Here is an 18,749-nt window from a genome sequence, read left to right as displayed (position 1 = left end):
GGGGGCGCCGGCGCGCGGCCCGGTCGGCGCGCGTACGGGTGCGGACCGCGCGGCGCCGCCGTCAGGCCGCGGCGCCCGGGGTGTGCCGGACGCGGTCCACGGCGATGTCCACCACCCGCTCGGCCTCGGCGGGCCACGAGCCGTCCGCCGGGGCGCGGTGCACCGTCGCGCGCCCGCTGATCTGGAGCGTCTCGCCGGTGGCGAAGTCGCACAGGACCAGCCCCACCCGCGGGTCGACCCACAGGTTCCCCAGCGTGTTGAACATGGCGTTGCCCGCGTAGTCCGGCAGCCGCACCCGGCGCGGCCCGGCCACGCGCAGGAAGCCCGGGGGCCCGCCGCGGTGGGAGACGTCCGAGCCCGCCTCGGGGTGCCCGGAGGCGATGAACAGGGTGTCGCAGCGGGCGATCAGGGCGGGCTCGCGGCGGTCGGGGGCGTTCTCGGGGCGCATCGCGGGCTCCTGTCGGGTCGTGGGCCGGTTCCGGTGCGGGTGCGGGTGCGGGTGCGGCGCCTGGCCCGGCTCGCGCGGGCGGACGGCGCCGCGACCCGCCCCCAGATGAGAAGGTACCGTACGGGACCATCACGGCGGTAAGATGGTACGGGGCCGTCTCATCGCCTGGCTAGACTGTCCCCATGCCCGTCAAGGCCGGAACCGCCATCGACCCGGGCGCGACCCGGGCCCGCGTGCTGGCCAGCGCCGCCCAGCTGTTCTACGACCGCGGTGTGCACTCCGTGGGCGTGGACGAGATCGCCCAGCACGCCGGGGCGTCCAAGCTGACCATCTACCGCCACTTCGGCTCCAAGGAGGGCCTGGTCGAGGCGGTGCTGCGCAGCCGCAGCGAGCGCGCCCACGACATCCTCGCCGCCCGGGTCGCCGAGGAGCCCCCGGGCCCGGGCCGGGTGCTGGCGATCTTCGACCTGCTGACCCGGTGGTTCGGCGAGAAGGGGTACCGCGGCTGCCCGGTGGTCAACACGGCGGTGGAGACCCGCGCCCACAGCGGCGCGGTGCGCGAGGTGCCGCGCGCGCACCTGGCCCGCTACCGGGAGCTGATCGAGGGCCTGCTCACCGAGGCGGGCGTGGCGGCGCCGGCCGCGCTCGCCCGCCAGGTGCTCCTGCTGATCGAGGGGGCGATCGCCGTCACCGCGATCGACGGCGACATCACGGCCGGCCGCGACGCCCGCGACGCCGCCGAGACGCTGCTGACGGCCGCGCTGGGCCGCTGACGCGCGGCGCCGCGCCGCACCGCGCCGCGCACCCGACACCCAGTCGATATCGTTTGCCGTCCGATTTGATATCATGGTGGCTCACCGAATCGAATGCAGGAGGCCGTGATGGCACGGACCGTGATCGACGTCGATGACGACCTGCTCGCCCAAGCGGCCGAGATCTTCGGCACCAAATCGAAGGTCGCCACCGTGAATGCGGCGCTGGAGGATGTGATCAAGCGCCGACAGCGCGCGTCCTTCCTGGCCTGGCTCGCCGAAGGGGGACTGCCCGACCTGACCGGCCCGGTGGATACGCCGGGTGAACCGCATCGGGCCGCATGACCGAGCGTTACCTGATCGACAAATCCGCCCTCGCCCGCTACCCGAAACCGGCCGTGCGGGCCGTGGTCGACCCGCTGCACAACGCCGGGCTGCTGGCCGTGTGCGGGGCCGTCGAACTGGAAGTACTGCACAGCGCCCGGTCGAAGGCGGACGCCGAACGCATCCGCGACGAAATGCGGGGCTTCGACTGGCTTCCGACCCCCGACGAGGCATGGGACCGTGCGCTGGACGTGCAGACGCGGCTCATCGCCGCGGGAAACCGGCGCGCGCTGTCCGTCGCCGACCTCGTCATCGCCGCCACCGCCGAGCGGGGCGGGGCGACCGTCCTGCACTACGACGGCGACTTCGACATGATCGCGCGCGTGACCGGACAGGCTGTGCGCTGGGTGGTCCCCGCGGGTACGGCCGACTGACGGCCGTACCCCGGCGGCGGCGGGGGGGGATTAAGGGAGGGGCGACCCGCGTCCGGCGCGCCCGTCAGGCCCCGCCCGTCACCCCCGCGACCAGGTCGTCCGCCGCCGCGTACGGGTCCAGCTCGCCGCGGGCCACCCGCTCGGCCAGCGCGCCCAGGCGCTGGTCGCCGCGCAGGTCGCCGATGCGGGCGCGCAGGGCGGTGAGCGCGATGGTCTCGACCTCGCCGGCCGCGCGGCGCCGGCGGCGATCGGCCAGCACGCCGCGCTCCTCCATCCACGCCCGGTGCTTCTCCAGGGCCGCCACCACCTCGTCGACGCCCTCGGCCCGCGCCGCCACGGTCCGTACCACCGGGGGCCGCCAGTCGCCGGGGCGGCGGGCCTCGCCGAGGCCCAGCATGTGGCCGAGCTCGCGGACGGTGGCGTCGGCGCCGTCGCGGTCGGCCTTGTTGACGACGAACACGTCGCCGATCTCCAGGATTCCGGCCTTGGCGGCCTGGATGCCGTCGCCCATGCCGGGTGCCAGCAGCACCACGCTGGTGTCGGCCTGGGCGGCGATCTCGACCTCCGACTGGCCGACGCCGACGGTCTCGACCAGGATCACCTCGCACCCGGCCGCGTCCAGCACCCGCACCGCCTGCGGCGCGGCCCACGCCAGGCCGCCGAGGTGGCCGCGGGTGGCCATGGAGCGGATGTAGACGCCCGGGTCGGAGGCGTGGTCGCTCATCCGGATGCGGTCGCCGAGCAGGGCGCCGCCGGAGAACGGCGAGGAGGGGTCCACCGCGAGCACGCCGACGCGCCTGCCCGCGCGCCGGTAGGCGGTCACCAGGGCCGAGGTGGTGGTCGACTTGCCCACGCCCGGCGAGCCGGTCAGGCCGACCACGTAGGCGTTGCCGGTGAGCGGGGCCAGCGCGGCCATGACCTCGCGCAGCTGCGGCGCCCCGCTCTCGACCAGCGAGATCAGCCGGGCCACGGCGCGCGGCCGGCCCTCGCGCGCCTGGTCGACCAGGGCGGGGACGTCGGGGACTTGGTAACCAGCTGCCATAAGCCTGCTCGGCCCTCCTCGGCTCCTACCAGTGGGCTCGCGCGCCCGGGCGCTCGTCCACGCGCCCGGGCGCCCTCTGCGCCCGTACGCCCGGCCACCGCGGTCCGCCCGCGGTGGCCTTCCGGCGGGTTCGCCCGGGGCCGCGCCCGGCGCCCGCCCGCGCCCGGTGTCGTACCTCCGGGCGCGGGGCACGCGCGCGGGCGCACGCCCCGTGCGGCCTACTTGCCCGGTACCCGGATGATCAGGGCGTCACCCTGGCCGCCGCCGCCGCACAGCGCGGCCGCGCCGACGCCGCCGCCGCGGCGCTTGAGCTCCAGGGCCAGGTGCAGCACGATGCGCGCGCCGGACATGCCGATGGGGTGGCCCAGGGCGATGGCGCCACCGTTGACGTTCACCTTTTCGGGTGAAACTCCGAGGTCCTTGATTGACTGTACGGCGACCGCCGCGAAGGCCTCGTTGATCTCGATCAGGTCCAGGTCGGCGACGTCCAGGCCGTCCTTGCCGAGGGCGTGCTGGATGGCGTTGGAGGGCTGGGACTGGAGGGAGTTGTCCGGCCCGGCCACGTTGCCGTGCGCGCCGATCTCGGCCAGCCACTCCAGGCCCAGCTCCTCGGCCTTGGCCTTGCTCATGACCACGACCGCGGCCGCGCCGTCGGAGATCTGCGAGGAGGAGCCGGCGGTGATGGTGCCGTCCTTGGCGAACGCCGGCCGCAGCTTGCCCAGCGACTCGGCGGTGGTCTCGCCGCGCACGCCCTCGTCCGTGCTGAAGACGACCGGGTCGCCCTTGCGCTGCGGGATCTCCACGGGGGTGATCTCCGCGTCGAACAGGCCGTTCTTCTGGGCGGCGGCGGCGCGCTGGTGGGAGGTGGCGGCGATCTCGTCCTGCTCGGGCCGCAGGATGCCCAGGCGGGTGTTGTGCCGCTCGGTGGACTCGCCCATGGCGGCCTTCTCGAAGGAGTCGGTCAGGCCGTCCCAGGCCATGGAGTCCAGCACCTCGACGGCGCCGTACTTGTAGCCCTCGCGGGACTTCGGCAGCAGGTGCGGCGCGTTGGTCATGGACTCCTGGCCGCCGGCGACCACCACGTCGAACTCGCCCGCGCGGATCAGCTGGTCGGCCAGGGCGATGGCGTCGAGGCCGGACAGGCAGACCTTGTTGACGGTGAGCGCCGGGACGTTCATCGGGATGCCGGCCTTGACCGCCGCCTGCCGGGCGGGGATCTGCCCGGCGCCCGCCTGGAGCACCTGCCCCATGATCACGTACTGGACCTGGTCGCCGGAGATCCCGGCCCGGTCCAGCGCGGCCTTGATGGCGATCCCGCCGAGGTCGGCGCCGGAGAACGAGCGCAGGCTGCCCAGCAGCCGGCCGATGGGCGTACGGGCCCCGGCGACGATCACGGAGGTGGTGCCAGTGGTGGCGGTCATGGTGCGGCCCCTTCAAGCTCGAAGGAAGTTAACGAGGGTTACGGTTAATGTACTGACGAGTACGTCCCTGGGTCACCGGCGCGACTGTGTGACGGCGCGCACCTTGCGTAACGGCGTGCACGGACGGTGCACTGGTGGCATGCTGACGAGAATCGACCACATCGGAATCGCCTGTTTCGACCTCGACAAGACCGTCGAGTTCTACCGTGCCACGTACGGCTTCGAGGTGTTCCACTCCGAGGTCAACGAGGAGCAGGGCGTCCGCGAGGCCATGCTGAAGATCAACGGGACGTCGGACGGCGGCGCCTCGTACCTCCAGCTCCTGGAGCCGACCCGCGAGGACTCCGCGGTCGGCAAGTGGCTCGCCAAGAACGGCGAGGGGGTCCACCACATCGCCTTCGGCACCGCCGACGTGGACGCCGACTCCGAGGCCATCCGCGACAAGGGCGTCCGCGTGCTGTACGAGAAGCCCCGGCGCGGTTCCATGGACTCCCGGATCACCTTCCTGCACCCCAAGGACTGCCACGGCGTGCTGACCGAGCTCGTCACCGCCGCCGACCAGCCCCACGCGGCCGACCACTGAGCCGGGACGAGGCGAGCACACCGACGCGGACCACTGACCTTCTCCCGCCCCCGGCCGGTAGAGTGCAGGCTCGGCCGGGGTAACGGGGACCGGGTGAGGACCGGCGCCCGGCCCAGGCCGACCGATGATCTGACACCATTTCTTCGGAAGGGCCAGCTCCGTCTCTCCGGCCGGCAAGGCCAGCGCCGGGCCGGGCCGGGACCGCCAGGTCCCGGCAGGGGCCGCGAGGTACGGAGCCGGCCGCCACCGCGACCAGGGGACGGATGGGACCGCGCAGTGCGGGGCTACGACCGCTACGAGCCTGACGACCACCTCTCGCAGTTCGAGGCCGAGATGGAGCGGCTGAAGACCGAGCGGGAGAAGGCCGTCCAGCACGCCGAAGACCTTGGCTACCAGGTCGAGGTGCTGCGCGCCAAGCTGCACGAGGCGCGCCGCACCCTCGCCGCCCGCCCCGCCTACGACGCCGCCGGCCTCGGCTACCAGACCGAGCAACTGCTGCGCAACGCCCAGATCCAGGCCGACCAGCTGCGCGCCGACGCCGAGCGCGAGCTGCGCGAGGCCCGCGCCCAGACCCAGCGCATGCTCCAGGACCAGGCCGAGCGGCAGGCCCGCCTGGAGGCCGAGCTGCACGCCGAGGCCGTCGCCCGCCGCCAGCGCCTGGACGAGGAGCTGGCCGAGCGCCGCGCCACCGTCGAGTCGCACGTCGGCGAGAACGTCGCCTGGGCCGAGCAACTGCGCGCCCGCACCGAGGCCCAGGCCCGCCGCCTGCTGGAGGAGTCGCGGGCCGAGGCCGAGCAGACCCTGGCCCAGGCCCGTGCCGAGGCGCAGCGGCTGACCGAGTCCACCCGGCAGCGCCTGGCCTCCGACGCCGAGACCGCCACCGGCGAGGCCGAGGCGATCCTGCGCCGGGCCCGCGCCGAGGCCGAGCGGCTGCTGGACGCCGCCGGCACCCAGGCGCGGGAGGCCACCGACCACGCCGAGCAGCTGCGCACCTCGACCGCCACCGAGTCCGAGCAGGCCCGCCGGGAGGCCGCCGAGCTGACCCGCGACGCCGAGCAGCGCATGCGGGAGGCCGAGACCGCGCTGCGCGAGGCCCGCGCCGAGGCCGAGAAGCTGCTCAGCGAGGCCGAGGAGGCCGCGACCAAGCGCCTGGCGTCCGCGGAGACGACCGGCGAGCAGCGCGCCCGTACGGCCAGGTCCGAGATCGCCCGGCTGGTCGCGGAGGCCACCAAGGAGTCCGAGGCGCTGCGCGCCGAGGCCGAGCAGCTGCGCGACGACTCGCGCGCCGAGGCCGAACGGCTCATCGCCGAAGCCCAGGAGACCGCCCGCGCCAAGGCCGCCGAGGACTCCGCCGCCCAGCTCGCCAAAGCCGCCCGGGGCGCCGAGGAGGTGCTGGCCAAGGCGTCGGAGAACGCGCGCGCCACCACCAAGGCCGCCGCCGACGAGGCCGAGCGCATCCGCCGCGAGGCCGAGGCCGAGGCGGACCGGCTGCGCGCCGAGGCGCACGACACCGCCGAGCAGCTCAAGGGCGCCGCCCACCACGACACCAAGGAGTACCGGGCCAAGACCGCCGAACTCCAGGAGGAGGCCCGGCGGCTGCGCGGCGAGGCCGAGCGGCTGCGCACCGAGGCCACCGACGAGGCCGAGCGCATCCGCTCCGAGGCGCGCCGGGACGCCGTCCAGCAGATCGAGGAGGCGGCCAGCACCGCCGAGGAGCTGCTGACCCGCGCCCAGGCGGACGCCGAGGAGACCCGCGCGGCCGCCACCGCCGAGAGCGAGCGGGTGCGCACCGAGGCCATCGAACGGGCCGCGGCCCTGCGCCGGCAGGCCGACGAGGCCCTGGCCCGCGCGCACGCCGAGGCCGACGTGCTGCGCGAGGAGGCCGAGGCGCAGGGCGATCGGACCCGCGCGGAGGCCGCGCTGGCCGCCCAGAGCACCCGGGAGGAGGCCGAGCGGACCGCCGCCGCCCGCCGCGCCGAGGCCGAGGAGGAGGCCGCGCGGCTGCGCACCGAGGCCGAGCAGCGCGTCCAGCTCGCCGAGGAGGCGCTCCGCGAGGCCCGCGAGGCCGCGGAGAAGCTGCGCCGGGACGCCGCCGAGGAGACCGAGCGGCTGCGCACCGAGGCCGCCGACAAGCGGCGCGCCCTGCGCGGGCAGGCCGAGGCCGAGGCCCAGCGGCTGCGGGACGAGGCCGCGGCCGACGCGGCGGACGCCCGCGCCGAGGCGGAGGCGGTGGCCGTACGGCTGCGCACCGAGGCCGCCACCGAAGCCGAGCAGCTGCGCACCGAGGCCCAGGAGGCCGCCGACCGGATGCGCGGCGAGGCGCGGGGCGCCGCCGAGCGGATCGGCGCCGAGGCCGCCGAGGCCCTGGCCGCCGCGCAGGAGGAGGCCGCCCGCCGCCGCCGCGAGGCCGAGGAGCTGCTGGCCGACGCGCGCGGCGAGGCCGAGCGGGAGCGGCAGCAGGCCCGCGAGCACAGCGAGGAGCTGCTGGCCGCCGCCCGCACCCGGGTCACCGAGGCGCAGAGCGAGGCGCAGCGGCTGGTGGAGGAGGCTGAGCGGCACGCGGCCGAGCACGTCGCCGCCGCCGAGCAGACCGCCCAGTCCGTACGGGACGCGGTGGCCGGGCTGCACGAGCAGGCCGAGACGGAGATCGCCGGGCTGCGCGCGGCGGCCGAGCGCGCCGCGGACCGGGTGCGCGCCGAGGCGCAGGACGAGGCCAACCGGGTGCGCGCCGACGCCGACGCCGCCCTGGAGCGCGGCGTGCAGGACGCCACGCGCGTACGGCGCGAGGCGCAGGAGGAGGCCGAGGCCGCCCGGGCGCTCGCCGAGCACACCGTCTCCGAGGCCATCGCCGAGGCCGAGCGGATCGGCCGCGAGGCCCGCGCCGAGTCCGACCGGCGGCGCGCGGACGCGGCCGCCCAGGCCGACCGGCTCCTCGCCGAGGCCACCGCCGCGGCCGAGCAACTGCGCGCCGAGGCCGCCGCCGAGGCCGAGGGGCTGGGTACCGAGGCGCGGCGGATGGTGGCCGACGCCACGGCCAAGGCGCAGGAGCTGCGCGCGGACGCCTCACAGGCGCGGGCCACCGCCGAGCAGGACGCGGCCCGGGCGCGCGCGCAGGCCCGCTCGGACGCCAACACCATCCGCGCGGAGGCCGCCGAGCAGGCCGACCGGCTGGTCACCGAGGCCACCAAGGAGACCGAGCGGCTGCTGAGCGAGGCCGCCGCGGACGCCGAGCGGCAGCGCACCGAGGCCGCCGAGACGGTCAACTTCGCCCAGCAGCACGCGGCGCGCACCCGCGCGGAGTCGGAGAAGGCCGCCGCCGACGCGGCCATGGACGCCGAGCGGACGCGCGCCAAGGCGCGGGCCGAGGCCGAGCGGCTGGTCGACGAGGCCCGCGAGGAGGCCAACAAGCGGCGGGCGGACGCCGCCGGGCAGGCCGACCGGCTGGTCACCGAGGCCACCGCCGAGGCCGAGCGGATCACCGCGGAGGCGCGGGAGAGCGCGCTGCGCGCGGCCACCACCGCCGAGGAGCGGGCCGACGCCATGGTCGGCGCCGCCCGCAAGGAGGCGGAGCGGCTCATCAGCGAGGCCACCGCGCAGGCCGGGAACCTGGTCGAGCAGGCCCGTACGGACTCCGACACCATGCTCGGCGAGGCCCGCGGCGACGCCACGGCGATAAGGGAGCGCGCCGAGGAGCTGCGCACCCGCGTGGAGTCGGAGGTCGAGGAGCTGCACGAACGGGCCCGGCGGGAGGCCGCCGAGGCGCTGAAGTCGGCGGGCGAGCGGGTGGACAAGCTCGTGGCGGCGGCCACCGCGCAGCTGGTGGACGCCGAGGAGAAGGCCAAGACGCAGCTGGCGGAGGCCACGAGCGAGGCCGACCGGGTCCGGGTCGCCGCGGTACGCAAGGCGGAGTCCCTCGTCAAGGAGGCGGAGTCCAAGGCCGCCGAGGCCGAGCGGGAAGCGGAGCGCACCCGCGCGGAAGCCGCCGCCGAGGCCCAGCGGATCGTGGACGCGGGCAAGCGCGAACTGGACCTGCTGGCCCGCCGCCGGGAGGACATCAACGCGGAGATCTCCCGCGTGCAGGACGTGCTGGAGGCGCTGGAGTCCTTCGAGTCGCCCCCGGCGGCCGGTACGGGCGCGGGCGAGAACGGCGCGGTCAAGACGGCCGCCGGGGCGGGCGCGACCCGGGCGAGCGGAAAGCAGTCGGAGGGCTAGTCTCCTATGGGTCTGCGGCGGGTTGGCTGTGGGACTGCTGTGGGGCGGCTGTGGGCCGGACGCGCTCGCCGTCTCCCCCGCCGCCGCCGCGGCTCGCCGCGGTCCTTCCCGGGGCTCTTCCCACGGCCAGACATTCTCCGGATCGGAGCGGAGTTGACTCGATGACACGCCGCTCGGCCCCCTAGGATTCCCCCTATCACCTCAACGGTCTCTTTCGACAGGAACCCCATGAGCGACACTTCCTCCCCCTTCGGCTTCGAGCTCGTGCGGCGTGGGTACGACCGCGGCCAGGTGGACGACCGCATCACCAAGCTCGTCGCCGACCGCGACAGCGCCCTGGCGCGCATCACCGCTCTCGAAAAGCGCATCGAGGAGCTGCACCTCGAAACGCAGAACGCCCAGTCACAGATCACTGACGCGGAACCGTCCTACGCGGGGCTCGGCGCGCGGGTGGAGAAGATCCTCCGGCTCGCCGAGGAAGAGGCCAAGGACCTGCGTGACGAGGCGCGCCGGGCCTCGGAGCAGCACCGTGAGCTGGCCGAGTCCGCCGCCCAGCAGGTGCGCAGCGACGCCGAGGCGTTCGCCGCCGACCGCAAGGCGAAGGCCGAGGAGGAGGGCGCGCGGATCGTCGAGAAGGCCAAGGGCGACGCGGCCACGCTGCGCGCCGAGGCCCAGAAGGACGCGCAGTCCAAGCGCGAGGAGGCGGACGCCCTCTTCGAGGAGACGCGCGCCAAGGCCGCGCAGGCCGCCGCCGACTTCGAGACGAACCTGGCCAAGCGCCGCGAGCAGTCCGAGCGGGACCTGGCCTCGCGTCAGGCCAAGGCCGAGAAGCGGCTGGCCGAGATCGAGCACCGCGCCGAGCAGCTGCGCCTGGAGGCCGAGAAGCTGCGCACGGACGCCGAGCGCCGGGCCCGCCAGACGGTGGAGACCGCGCAGCGCCAGGCCGAGGACATCGTCGCGGACGCGAACGCGAAGGCCGACCGCATCCGTAGCGAGTCCGAGCGGGAGCTGGCGGCCCTCACCAACCGCCGCGACAGCATCAACGCCCAGCTGACCAACGTCCGCGAGATGCTGGCGACCCTGACCGGCGCGGCCGTGGCCGCCACCGGCGCCGCCGGCGACGAGGAGACCGTCTCGCGCGGCGTCCCGGCGCAGCAGAGCCGCTAGGCACCTCGCCGCCGTCCGGCCGGAGCCGACCAGACCGCCGCGGCGCCGCCGAGCGCCAGGGGCTGCGCCCCCGGTCCCCTGGCGGGCGTCCACGCGGCGGCCGGCGCCGCCCGGACCCGCCGACGGCGGCGTCGGCGGGTCCCTTCCGGCCAGCCTGCCCGCGGCGTACGGGCGTCCCGTGCCCGCCCGGCCGATCCGAGCGCCCCGCTCCCCGCCCGAGAGGGCGGCGAGCGGGGCGCTCGCGGCGTTCGCCGGGGCGTTACGGGCCGGCGCCGACCGGCGGCGGGACCCCGGGGCCGTACGGGCCCACCCGGCCGGTCGCCGCCCGGTGGCGGGGCCGCGGGGGCGCGCCTAGCGTGGCGAGCATGATCGAGCTGGAGGGGCTGACCAAGCGGTACGGCGACAAGCTGGCCGTGGACCACCTCACCTTCACGGTACGGCCCGGGGTCATCACCGGCTTTCTGGGGCCGAACGGCGCGGGCAAGTCCACCACCATGCGGATGGTGCTCGATCTGGACCACCCCACGGCCGGGACCGTGCGCATCGACGGCAGGCACTACCGGCAGCTGCGCGACCCGCTGACGTACGTCGGCGCGCTGCTGGACGCCAAGGCGGTGCACGGCGGCCGCAGCGCGCGCAACCACCTGCTGTGCCTGGCGCAGAGCAACGGCATCCCGCGCGCCCGGGTGGCCGAGGTGCTGGACGTGGTGGGCCTGACCCCGGTGGCCGGAAAGCGCGCCAAGGGCTTCTCGCTCGGCATGAGCCAGCGGCTGGGCATCGCGGCCGCGCTGCTGGGCAACCCCGAGATCCTGATGTTCGACGAGCCGGTGAACGGTTTGGACCCCGAGGGCATCCACTGGATCCGCAACCTGATGAAGGACCTGGCCGCGCAGGGCCGCACGGTGTTCGTCTCCAGCCACCTGATGAGCGAGATGGCGCTCACCGCCGACCACCTGGTCGTCATCGGGCAGGGCAGGCTGCTGGCCGACACGTCCATGGCCGACTTCATCGCGCGCAACTCGCGCAGTTTCGTCCGGATGCGCTCCCCGGAGCACGAGCGGCTGCGGGACGTACTGGCCGCCGCCGGGTACGCGGTGACGCCCGTGGCCGACGGCGCGCTGGAGGTGGACGGCGCGAAGTCGGCGCGGCTGGGCGAACTGGCCGCGGAGCACCGCCTGGTCCTGCACGAGCTGAGCCCTCGGCAGGCGTCGCTGGAAGAGGCCTTCATGCGGCTGACGGCGGCGTCGGTCGAATACCACGCGCACGGCCCGGGCCCGGGATCCGGCGCCGAGCCCGGACTCGGCACCGGGCAGGACGCCGGACCGGAGGCCGGGCCGGAAGCCGGAGCCGGGATGGCCGCAGCCGTGCGGGGCCACGGCGCCGGGCGGGACGCGGGCGGCGGACCCGGGCACGCCCGGAGCAGGCACGGCAGGGGCGCCCACCGGGACCACGGAACGGACGGCGCGTGGGGCGCCGACCGGCGTGGCCGCCCGGACAGACGGCGGAGACGGCGATGACGGCGGTGGCCCAGTCCCTGCGCTCGGAGTGGACCAAGGTCAGGTCGGTGCGCTCGACCGGCTGGACGCTGTGCGTGGCCCTGGTGGTCACCGTCGCGCTCGGCGCCCTGATCAGCGCGCTGGCCCGGAACGACTACGCCGACATGTCCGCGCGCGAGCAGGCCACTTTCGACCCGACCTTCATCAGCTTCGCCGGGACCGGACTCGGTCAGCTGGCGATGATCGTCTTCGGCGTGCTCGTGGTCTCCACGGAGTACAGCACCGGAATGATCCGCACCTCCCTCGCGGCCGTTCCGCGCCGCGGCGTGTTCCTGTTCAGCAAGATCACGGTCGCGACGCTGCTGGTGTTCGTCGTCGGCATGGCGACGAGCTTCGCCGCCTTCTTCGCCGGGCAGGCGATGCTGGGCGACCACCGGGCGCGGTTCGGCGATCCGGGCGTGGCGCGGGCAGTGGTCGGCGGCGGGCTCTACATGACGCTCATCACCGTCTTCTCCATGGGCGTGGCCGTGATGCTGCGCGGTCCGATGCTGTCACTGGGCATCCTCATGCCGTTCTTCTTCCTCGTCTCCAACATCCTGGGCAACGTGTCCGCCACCCGTAAGGTCGGCGACTACCTTCCCGACCAGGCGGGCCAGCGGATCATGCAGGTGATCCCCACCGAGGACGACGCCCCGTACGGGCCGTGGGGCGGGCTCGGCATCATGGCGCTGTGGGTCCTCGCCGCGCTGGCCGCGGGCTATGCAACCCTGCGCCGACGCGACGCCTGAGGCACCGCCCGACGCCGAACCCGGCCCCCTCGGCCGGACCGCTCGGCGGGCCCCGCCTCCCGTACCGGTCACGGGCCTCGGCCCGGGCCGAGCGCCCGGCCCACGGCCCGGCCCCGGGCGCTCGGCCCGGCCCGGATCCCGGTCCGGGAGGCGACCCGGCACACGGCACCCCCTCCCTCCTTGCCCTCGTCGCCCCCGCCCCTCCCCCGCCCCGGCCGCCGCGTGACCCGGGACACGCGCCTACCCGGAGACGGCCCCGAACCTCGGGATCCGGCCCTAGCCTCGTCAGCGTGACCTCCGTGACCGACCGAAGCCTCGCGGCGCTCGGGTACGGCGACGTGCCCGCGCTGTCCCCGCTGACCTACCCCGGCCGACCCGTGACCGCCCCCGCGCTGCTCGTCGGCGGCGAGCTGTGGGACCTGCGGGCCGGGCCCGGGCCCGTGGGCACCTGGCGGGTGCCCGACGGGCCGGACGGCACGCCGGGCGGGCCGCTGGACGCGGTCCTGGCCCGGCTGGGGCAGGCGCCGGTGGCCGAGCGGCTGCCCGTCCTGGCCGTCGGCTCCAACGCCTCCCCCGCGCAGCTCAGCCACAAGCTGACCCGGCTCGAACTGCCCTCCGCGCTCCCGCTGGTGCCGGTACGGGTGCGCGGCGTCGCGGTCGGGGCCTCCGCGCACATCGGCCGGTACGGGTACGTCGCCGCCGCGCCGTACGCCGATCCGAACGCCGACACCCGGCTGGTCGTCGGCTGGCTCGACCCCGCCCAGCTCGCGGCCGTCGACGCCACGGAGACCCCCGCCTACCACCGCCTGCCGCTGGCGTCGGACTTCCCCGCCGTCCTGCCGTCCGGCGAACCGCTCGCCGGCGCCCACCTCTACGCCGGCGCCCGGGGGGTGCTCGCGGACGCCACGGGAGCCCCGCGCGCGGGAGGCGGCGACCAGGCCGCGCTGCTGGCCGGCCTGCTGGCCGCGTCGGCCCGGCTGCGTGCCCTGCTCGGGCCCGACCCCGCGACCTGGGTGGCGCGGGCGGGCTCGTCCGTGGCGCTGCGCGACGCGGGCACGCGCGCCTTCCGGGAGGAGGGCTGGGTGCTGCCCCAGGAGGCGTTCCGCCCGCACACCCCCTGACCCCCCGTACCCGCACCCCGCCGAAGGCCGCCCGGCAGCCCCCTCGGAGCCCGCCGCACCCGCCCGGGCCGACCCCGTCCCAACCCCGTCCGGTCCCGGGGAGGATCCCGGCCGAGGCCCCGCCGGGCGCCGCCCCTGCCGCCCGCACCCGGCGCCGCGCCGCCGGCCCCGGGCCGCCGCGCCCGCACCCCGCGCCTGGGTCGCCACGGACGATGCGGACCGAGGCCCCGCCAGGTGCGCCCGCTCCCGCGCCGCACCCCGCGCCTGGGCAGCCCGTCCCAGGCGCCGCCACCACCGGCCGTCCCGCGGGCCGTGCCCGGAGCGGAGTCCCCGGGGCGGGGCGGCCCTCGGGTCCGGTCGACGGCCCGTCAGTACCGAGGCGCCTGCCGGGACTTGTGGAGGCGCGCGCCGCGGCGGTCCCGCGCGCTCCAGCAGGCCTTGTGCCAGTGCCGCCGGTCGTCCACCCCTGCCTGGCGCTGCCAGACGACGACATGCGGCATTCCGGGCGGGATCTCCTGGTCGCACCCCGGGCAGCGGTAGTGCTTGACGGCCGCGCCGCCGCCGACCTGCCGGACGATCCACTCCTCGTCACGCCAGCTTTCAGTGCTCTCCAGCCCATAACGGTCCTGGCCGGGCAGGCGGACCGGATTCTCGCTTCTCTCGCCGCCTCGCGGGCGGTTACGACGTGGGGACACGGGGCACCTCGAAGGAGCTTGGAGAGCTACTGGCTGTGACCAGCGTACGCGTTAGAGTCACCGGCTGGAAAAGCGCTGTCCACAGCCGCCCTCCGATCATCATTCAAATCGATCGGCGCGTCCGTTTCCATTGGCACGTGCCAGACGTTATTGCCACGGGACTACGGGGACCGCGGGGGAGGGAGTGACGCGTCGGGGCACGCGAGCCCGGGCAGGGACCGGCAGGACAGACCCGACAGGGCGACAGGACCGACTCAAGGAGGCAGCAGACGATGCGTGTGGGGGCTTTCATTCTGGCCGCCCAGTTCCCGGGCCAGGGGCAGGCGGAGGCGTTGCACCGGGCCGTGCGGACGGCCGAGACCGCGGAGGAGGCCGGACTGGACGCCGTCTGGCTGGCCGAGCACCACTTCGTGCCGTACGGGGTCTGCCCGTCCGCCACGACCCTCGCCGCCCTGCTGCTGGGCCGCACGCGGCGGATCGGCGTGGGCACGGCGGTGAGCGTGCTGTCGACCACGCACCCGGTGGCGCTGGGCGAGCAGGCGGCCCTGCTGCACCTGGCCTCCGGCGGCCGTTTCACCCTCGGTGTCGGGCGCGGCGGGCCGTGGGTGGACCTGGAGGTCTTCGGCACCGGCCTGGAGGCGTACGAGCGGGACTTCCCGGAGGCGCTGGATTTGCTGCTGCGCTGGCTCCGTGAGCCACGGGTCGGCGCGTCCGGGCGGCGCTTCAGCTTCCGCGAGGTGGCGGTGGTGCCCCGACCACGCGAGCCGCTGGACGCGGTGGGCACGCCGCTCGCCGGCTGCCCGGCGGCGGCCGGACCCGCCGCGGTGGCCGCGGACCGGACCCGGCACGCGGCGGTCCCGACGCCCGGGCCGGCGGGCCGGGCGGCGGCCCCGACGGCCCTCGCGCCGGGCGCCGACCCGGTGGACGGCCCCGCCGTGATCGTGGCCTGCACCTCGCCGAAGACGGTCCGGCTGGCGGCCGAGCACGGGCTGCCCATGCTGCTCGGCATGCACTGCGACGACGCGGAGAAGGCCGAGTTGACGGCCCTGTGGCGGCGGCACGCGCGCGCCGCGGGCCACTCCCCCGAATACGTGGCGGCGACGGCCGGGCAGCACGTCTCCGCCGGGGTGGTGCAGGTCGCGGACGGCCGACCGGAGGCGGCCGAGGTCCTGACGAAGGCGATGCCCGGCTGGCTGCGCCAGGGCCTGGACGCCCACGTGACGGTCGACGGACGGCGGCGCGCGATGCGCGACCCGGTCGCCTACACAGAACTGCTGTGCTCACTGCACCCGGTGGGGCCGCCCCGGCTGTGCGCCGACCGGCTGGCGGCCACCGCCGAGCGCACCGGCATCACGCGCTTCGCGCTGCTGGCCGAAGGCTCGGGCGACCTGGCGGCCACGGAGGAGAACGTGCGCCGACTCGGGGTGGAAGTGCTGCCGCTCCTGCACTGACGTACCTGTCGTCCCGCAGGGCGGAGCGGCAGCGGCGGCGTCAGCAGTCGCGCAGCAAAGGCGACTGGTTCAGCAGCTGGGCCCGCGGGGAGGTGAAGCGGGCCAGGGTCTCGTCGACCGCGGCGTCCTGCGGGAAGACCGCCACCCGGTGGCAGTTCTGGAACGCCAGCCGCACTCCGAAGTGGCGCTGCAGCGCCCCGCGTATCGCGTCACTCGCCAGCGCGCGCAGCAACTGGCCGCGCGCCTGCTCGTCCGGGGGCGGGGTCTGGTTGTCGGCGAACGGGCCGCCGTCGACCTTGAGCTGAGCCACCAGCGAGCTGATCATCTCCCACGCGTACGGCAGGGAGGTCCGGACGCAGTCGACGAAAGCGGCCTCGTCGACCTCGCCTCGCTCGGCCTGTTCGAGAAGGGCCGGTGAGACGTCCAGCGACATGGATGCTCCTCTCGCGGCCCCCGTGCCGGGGGCCTGACGGGATGGACGGGCGGGCGGCGGCGCCGATTTGCTCATTGCGAAAGCGACGTCACCGCGCACTCGTACGATCATGCCCACGGTACGGCGGGAATCACCGCGAGCACAGCAGAACGTTACGCATACAACAAGCCACTTTCCCAGAGGGCCGCTTCCGAGCGGATCGCGTGCGGTACGGGCCGTCGAGTAGCGTTGCCGACCATGCGTCTCGTCATCGCCCGCTGCTCCGTGGACTACGCGGGCCGGCTCACGGCCCACCTTCCCTCGGCCCTCCGGCTGATCCTGATCAAAGCGGACGGAAGCGTGTCCATCCACGCCGACGACCGGGCCTACAAGCCCCTCAACTGGATGTCCCCGCCCTGCACCCTCAAGGAGGGCGACGGCGTGTGGACCGTGGTCAGCGGCAAGGGCGGCGAGAAACTGATCATCACCATGGAGGAGATCGTCCACGACTCCTCCCACGAACTGGGCGTGGACCCCGGCCTGATCAAGGACGGCGTGGAGGCGCACCTCCAGGAGCTGCTGGCGGACCGGATCGAGACCCTGGGCGAGGGCTGGACCCTCGTCCGGCGCGAATACCCCACCGCCATCGGGCCGGTGGACATCCTGTGCCGCGACGCGGACGGCGGGACGGTCGCGGTCGAGATCAAGCGGCGCGGCGAGATCGACGGCGTCGAGCAGCTGACGCGCTATCTGGAACTGCTCAACCGGGACCCGCTGCTCGCGCCGGTGAAGGGCGTCTACGCCGCCCAGGAGATCAGGCCCCAGGCGCGCGTGCTGGCCACCGACCGGGGCATCGACTGCGTGGTACTGGACTACGACGGGCTGCGGGGCGTCGAGGACGACAAGCTGCGGCTGTTCTAGGGCCCGCCCGGGGCCCAGCGCGGATTCCGGCCAGGCGCGGGCACCGGTCGGCCACACACGTACGGGTTGACGTGAATTCGCCTGTCATTCCCGGCCAATGACGCGGCGGCCGGGCGCCGGAGCGGGCCCCCGGGGCCGGAGCGCGGGCGCCGGTCAGCCGACGACCAGGCCGCCGCGCCAGGCGGGCAGGTCACGGTCGCCTACGGCGATGTCGAAGGCCGCGCGGGCCAGCAGGCGGGTCGAGTCCAGCCTGGGCAGCGGGGAGACGCCCGGCGTCACCAGCAGCGGAATCTCCGTGCACACCAGGGCGACCGCGTCGCAGCCCCGCCCCGCCGGCCGGTCGATGACCCGGACGTACGCCTCGCGCGAGCCTCCGGTGAACACGCCGTTCACCGGCTCGTCGAAGGTGATGTCGCCGACCGCGCGCCGGTCGTCCCGCCCGGGGACCTCGCGGGCGGTCCCCCGGGTGGCGAGGGCCTCGGGTGGGCCGGGCCGTCCATGAGGTACGTGTGCCCAGCACGCCCACACGTTTGCGACCGTCACGGGCCGCCTGGTCCGAGACGACCTCGGCGACATGCGGGCCCGGCAGGGGCGGCTCGGGGCCGGTCAGCTCCAGGGCCAGGTGCGCGGTGTGGCCCGGGCAGACGAGGAAGTCCCGCGCGGGCGGGCCGTACGGCGTGTCCGAGCGGCCGCGCGGCCGTGCCACGGCTGTACGCCCGCGCGGCCGTACGCCTACGGCGGTCGTACGCATACGCGCGGGTGGCGCGCACAGGCCGTACGCCCGCGCGGGGTGGCGTTTTCAGGAGGAGGCGCCCTGGGCCGTCGTCGGCTCCTGCTGGGTGGACACCGCGCCGGTGGGCGCGGAGGCGCCCACGCTGTCCGACGTGCCGCCGCCGGGCTCGGAGGGCTGCTCGGGGGTCGGGGTCGGCGTGGGCTCGGGCTCGCTGGAGGCCGGCGGCGTGGACGACGGCTGCGGCTTCGACGTCTGCGGCGGCCGCGGGGGGCGTGGGGAAGGCCGGGACGACGTCGGGGGCCGGGACTCGGCGGGCGGGCGGGTGGTGGACGACGGCGCCCCGCCGGAGGAGCCCGCGGAGGAACCGGGGAGACCGGGGGAACCAGAGATTCCCGACGGCCAGGTGGAGCCGTCCTCGCCCGTCGCCGAGTCCGTCTCCGGGCTCGCGGACACCCCGGGCGAGACCGAGATCTCCGGATAGCCGCTCTCTCCGGGCCGGGGTACACCGCTCGGCCGCGGGTCGTCGGCCGACAGCCGTCTGCTGTCGCCGTCGGACGCCGAGGGGCCGGGTCCGACGGTGTCGGCCGAGCCGCTGTGGTCGTCGCCCGAGGTGGCGCCGAGGGTCACCACGGTGCCCAGGACGGCCGCGAGGAGGGCGGCGGCGCCGGCCGCCGCCATGTTGCGGCGGGCGCCGCGCAGCGCGCGGCCGGCGAGCCTGCGCGGAGCGGGCCGCGCACCGGCTCCGCGCG

At 75.7% G+C, this 18,749-nt stretch carries 17 protein-coding genes and 1 pseudogene; 11 read left to right on the top strand and 7 right to left on the bottom strand.

The window, feature by feature from the left end:
* Positions 1-61 precede the first annotated feature (61 nt).
* Positions 62-448, bottom strand: coding sequence for a pyridoxamine 5'-phosphate oxidase family protein (locus RKE29_RS17320; protein WP_312006319.1), 387 nt, complete (start codon positions 446-448; stop codon positions 62-64).
* Positions 449-630: 182 nt separating this feature from the next.
* On the opposite strand from RKE29_RS17320, the gene RKE29_RS17315 reads away from it, so the two are divergent.
* The 3 genes from RKE29_RS17315 (at position 631) to RKE29_RS17305 (ending at position 1,958) form a co-directional block, all read left to right on the top strand.
* Positions 631-1,221: a TetR/AcrR family transcriptional regulator gene (locus RKE29_RS17315; protein WP_312006318.1), complete on the top strand. Its 591-nt coding sequence runs from the start codon at positions 631-633 to the stop codon at positions 1,219-1,221.
* Positions 1,222-1,329: 108 nt separating this feature from the next.
* On the top strand, positions 1,330-1,545 hold the full coding sequence (locus tag RKE29_RS17310) for a type II toxin-antitoxin system VapB family antitoxin (RefSeq protein WP_312006317.1): 216 nt from the start codon (positions 1,330-1,332) through the stop codon (positions 1,543-1,545).
* On the top strand, positions 1,542-1,958 hold the full coding sequence (locus tag RKE29_RS17305) for a PIN domain nuclease (RefSeq protein WP_312006316.1): 417 nt from the start codon (positions 1,542-1,544) through the stop codon (positions 1,956-1,958). Before RKE29_RS17310 ends, RKE29_RS17305 begins: the two co-directional genes overlap by 4 nt.
* Before the next feature lie 64 nt (positions 1,959-2,022).
* On the opposite strand, the gene meaB is transcribed toward RKE29_RS17305, so the two are convergent.
* Together meaB and RKE29_RS17295 are read right to left on the bottom strand one after the other, a co-directional pair.
* The gene (gene meaB / locus RKE29_RS17300; RefSeq protein WP_312006315.1) at positions 2,023-3,000 is read right to left on the bottom strand and encodes a methylmalonyl Co-A mutase-associated GTPase MeaB; all 978 of its coding nucleotides are present in this window, start codon (positions 2,998-3,000) and stop codon (positions 2,023-2,025) included.
* Between the two features lie 218 nt (positions 3,001-3,218).
* Complete coding sequence (locus RKE29_RS17295; RefSeq protein ID WP_312006314.1) at positions 3,219-4,421, bottom strand: acetyl-CoA C-acetyltransferase; 1,203 nt, start codon at positions 4,419-4,421, stop codon at positions 3,219-3,221.
* A 139-nt stretch (positions 4,422-4,560) separates the two neighbouring features.
* Here RKE29_RS17295 and mce point away from each other — a divergent pair, with 139 nt between their 5' ends.
* The 6 genes from mce to RKE29_RS17265 all read left to right on the top strand — a co-directional run bounded on the left by mce (position 4,561) and on the right by RKE29_RS17265 (position 13,788).
* Positions 4,561-5,004 (top strand): methylmalonyl-CoA epimerase, encoded by a 444-nt coding sequence (mce, locus tag RKE29_RS17290; protein WP_312006313.1) that lies wholly within the window; start codon positions 4,561-4,563, stop codon positions 5,002-5,004.
* Between the two features lie 276 nt (positions 5,005-5,280).
* Complete coding sequence (scy, locus tag RKE29_RS17285) at positions 5,281-9,216, top strand: polarized growth protein Scy (protein WP_312006312.1); 3,936 nt, start codon at positions 5,281-5,283, stop codon at positions 9,214-9,216.
* Positions 9,217-9,444: 228 nt separating this feature from the next.
* Entirely contained in the window at positions 9,445-10,383 is a 939-nt protein-coding gene (locus tag RKE29_RS17280; RefSeq protein ID WP_312006311.1) for a cellulose-binding protein, read from the top strand.
* A gap of 365 nt (positions 10,384-10,748) precedes the next feature.
* The gene (locus RKE29_RS17275) at positions 10,749-11,900 is read left to right on the top strand and encodes an ABC transporter ATP-binding protein (protein WP_312006310.1); all 1,152 of its coding nucleotides are present in this window, start codon (positions 10,749-10,751) and stop codon (positions 11,898-11,900) included.
* A complete protein-coding gene (locus tag RKE29_RS17270) occupies positions 11,897-12,667 on the top strand; it encodes an ABC transporter permease (protein ID WP_312006309.1) in 771 nt (256 codons plus the stop codon). The genes RKE29_RS17275 and RKE29_RS17270 overlap by 4 nt, the downstream gene beginning before the upstream one ends.
* Positions 12,668-12,966: 299 nt before the next feature.
* On the top strand, positions 12,967-13,788 hold the full coding sequence (locus RKE29_RS17265) for a hypothetical protein (RefSeq protein WP_312006308.1): 822 nt from the start codon (positions 12,967-12,969) through the stop codon (positions 13,786-13,788).
* Between the two features lie 368 nt (positions 13,789-14,156).
* Here the strand turns inward: RKE29_RS17265 and RKE29_RS17260 are convergent, their stop codons facing one another.
* Entirely contained in the window at positions 14,157-14,483 is a 327-nt protein-coding gene (locus RKE29_RS17260; protein WP_312006307.1) for an ATP/GTP-binding protein, read from the bottom strand.
* A 272-nt stretch (positions 14,484-14,755) separates the two neighbouring features.
* Here RKE29_RS17260 and RKE29_RS17255 point away from each other — a divergent pair, with 272 nt between their 5' ends.
* Entirely contained in the window at positions 14,756-15,934 is a 1,179-nt protein-coding gene (locus RKE29_RS17255) for an LLM class flavin-dependent oxidoreductase (RefSeq protein WP_312006306.1), read from the top strand.
* Between the two features lie 40 nt (positions 15,935-15,974).
* Here the strand turns inward: RKE29_RS17255 and RKE29_RS17250 are convergent, their stop codons facing one another.
* Positions 15,975-16,367 (bottom strand): SCO5389 family protein, encoded by a 393-nt coding sequence (locus tag RKE29_RS17250; protein ID WP_312006305.1) that lies wholly within the window; start codon positions 16,365-16,367, stop codon positions 15,975-15,977.
* Between the two features lie 237 nt (positions 16,368-16,604).
* Between RKE29_RS17250 and nucS the strand changes: the two genes are divergently transcribed.
* A complete protein-coding gene (gene nucS, locus RKE29_RS17245) occupies positions 16,605-17,267 on the top strand; it encodes an endonuclease NucS (RefSeq protein ID WP_312006304.1) in 663 nt (220 codons plus the stop codon).
* A 153-nt stretch (positions 17,268-17,420) separates the two neighbouring features.
* On the opposite strand, the gene RKE29_RS17240 is transcribed toward nucS, so the two are convergent.
* A complete protein-coding gene (locus tag RKE29_RS17240; RefSeq protein ID WP_312006303.1) occupies positions 17,421-17,810 on the bottom strand; it encodes a hypothetical protein in 390 nt (129 codons plus the stop codon).
* Positions 17,811-18,066: 256 nt separating this feature from the next.
* Positions 18,067-18,749 (bottom strand): annotated as a pseudogene (locus RKE29_RS17235) (ATP-binding protein); the annotation flags it as partial.

It is taken from the genome of Streptomyces sp. B1866, assembly GCF_031932565.1.
Lineage (GTDB): Bacteria > Actinomycetota > Actinomycetes > Streptomycetales > Streptomycetaceae > Streptomyces.
Note: the sequence above shows the minus strand (reverse complement) of the source record. Positions and strands in the feature narration are given on the sequence as shown.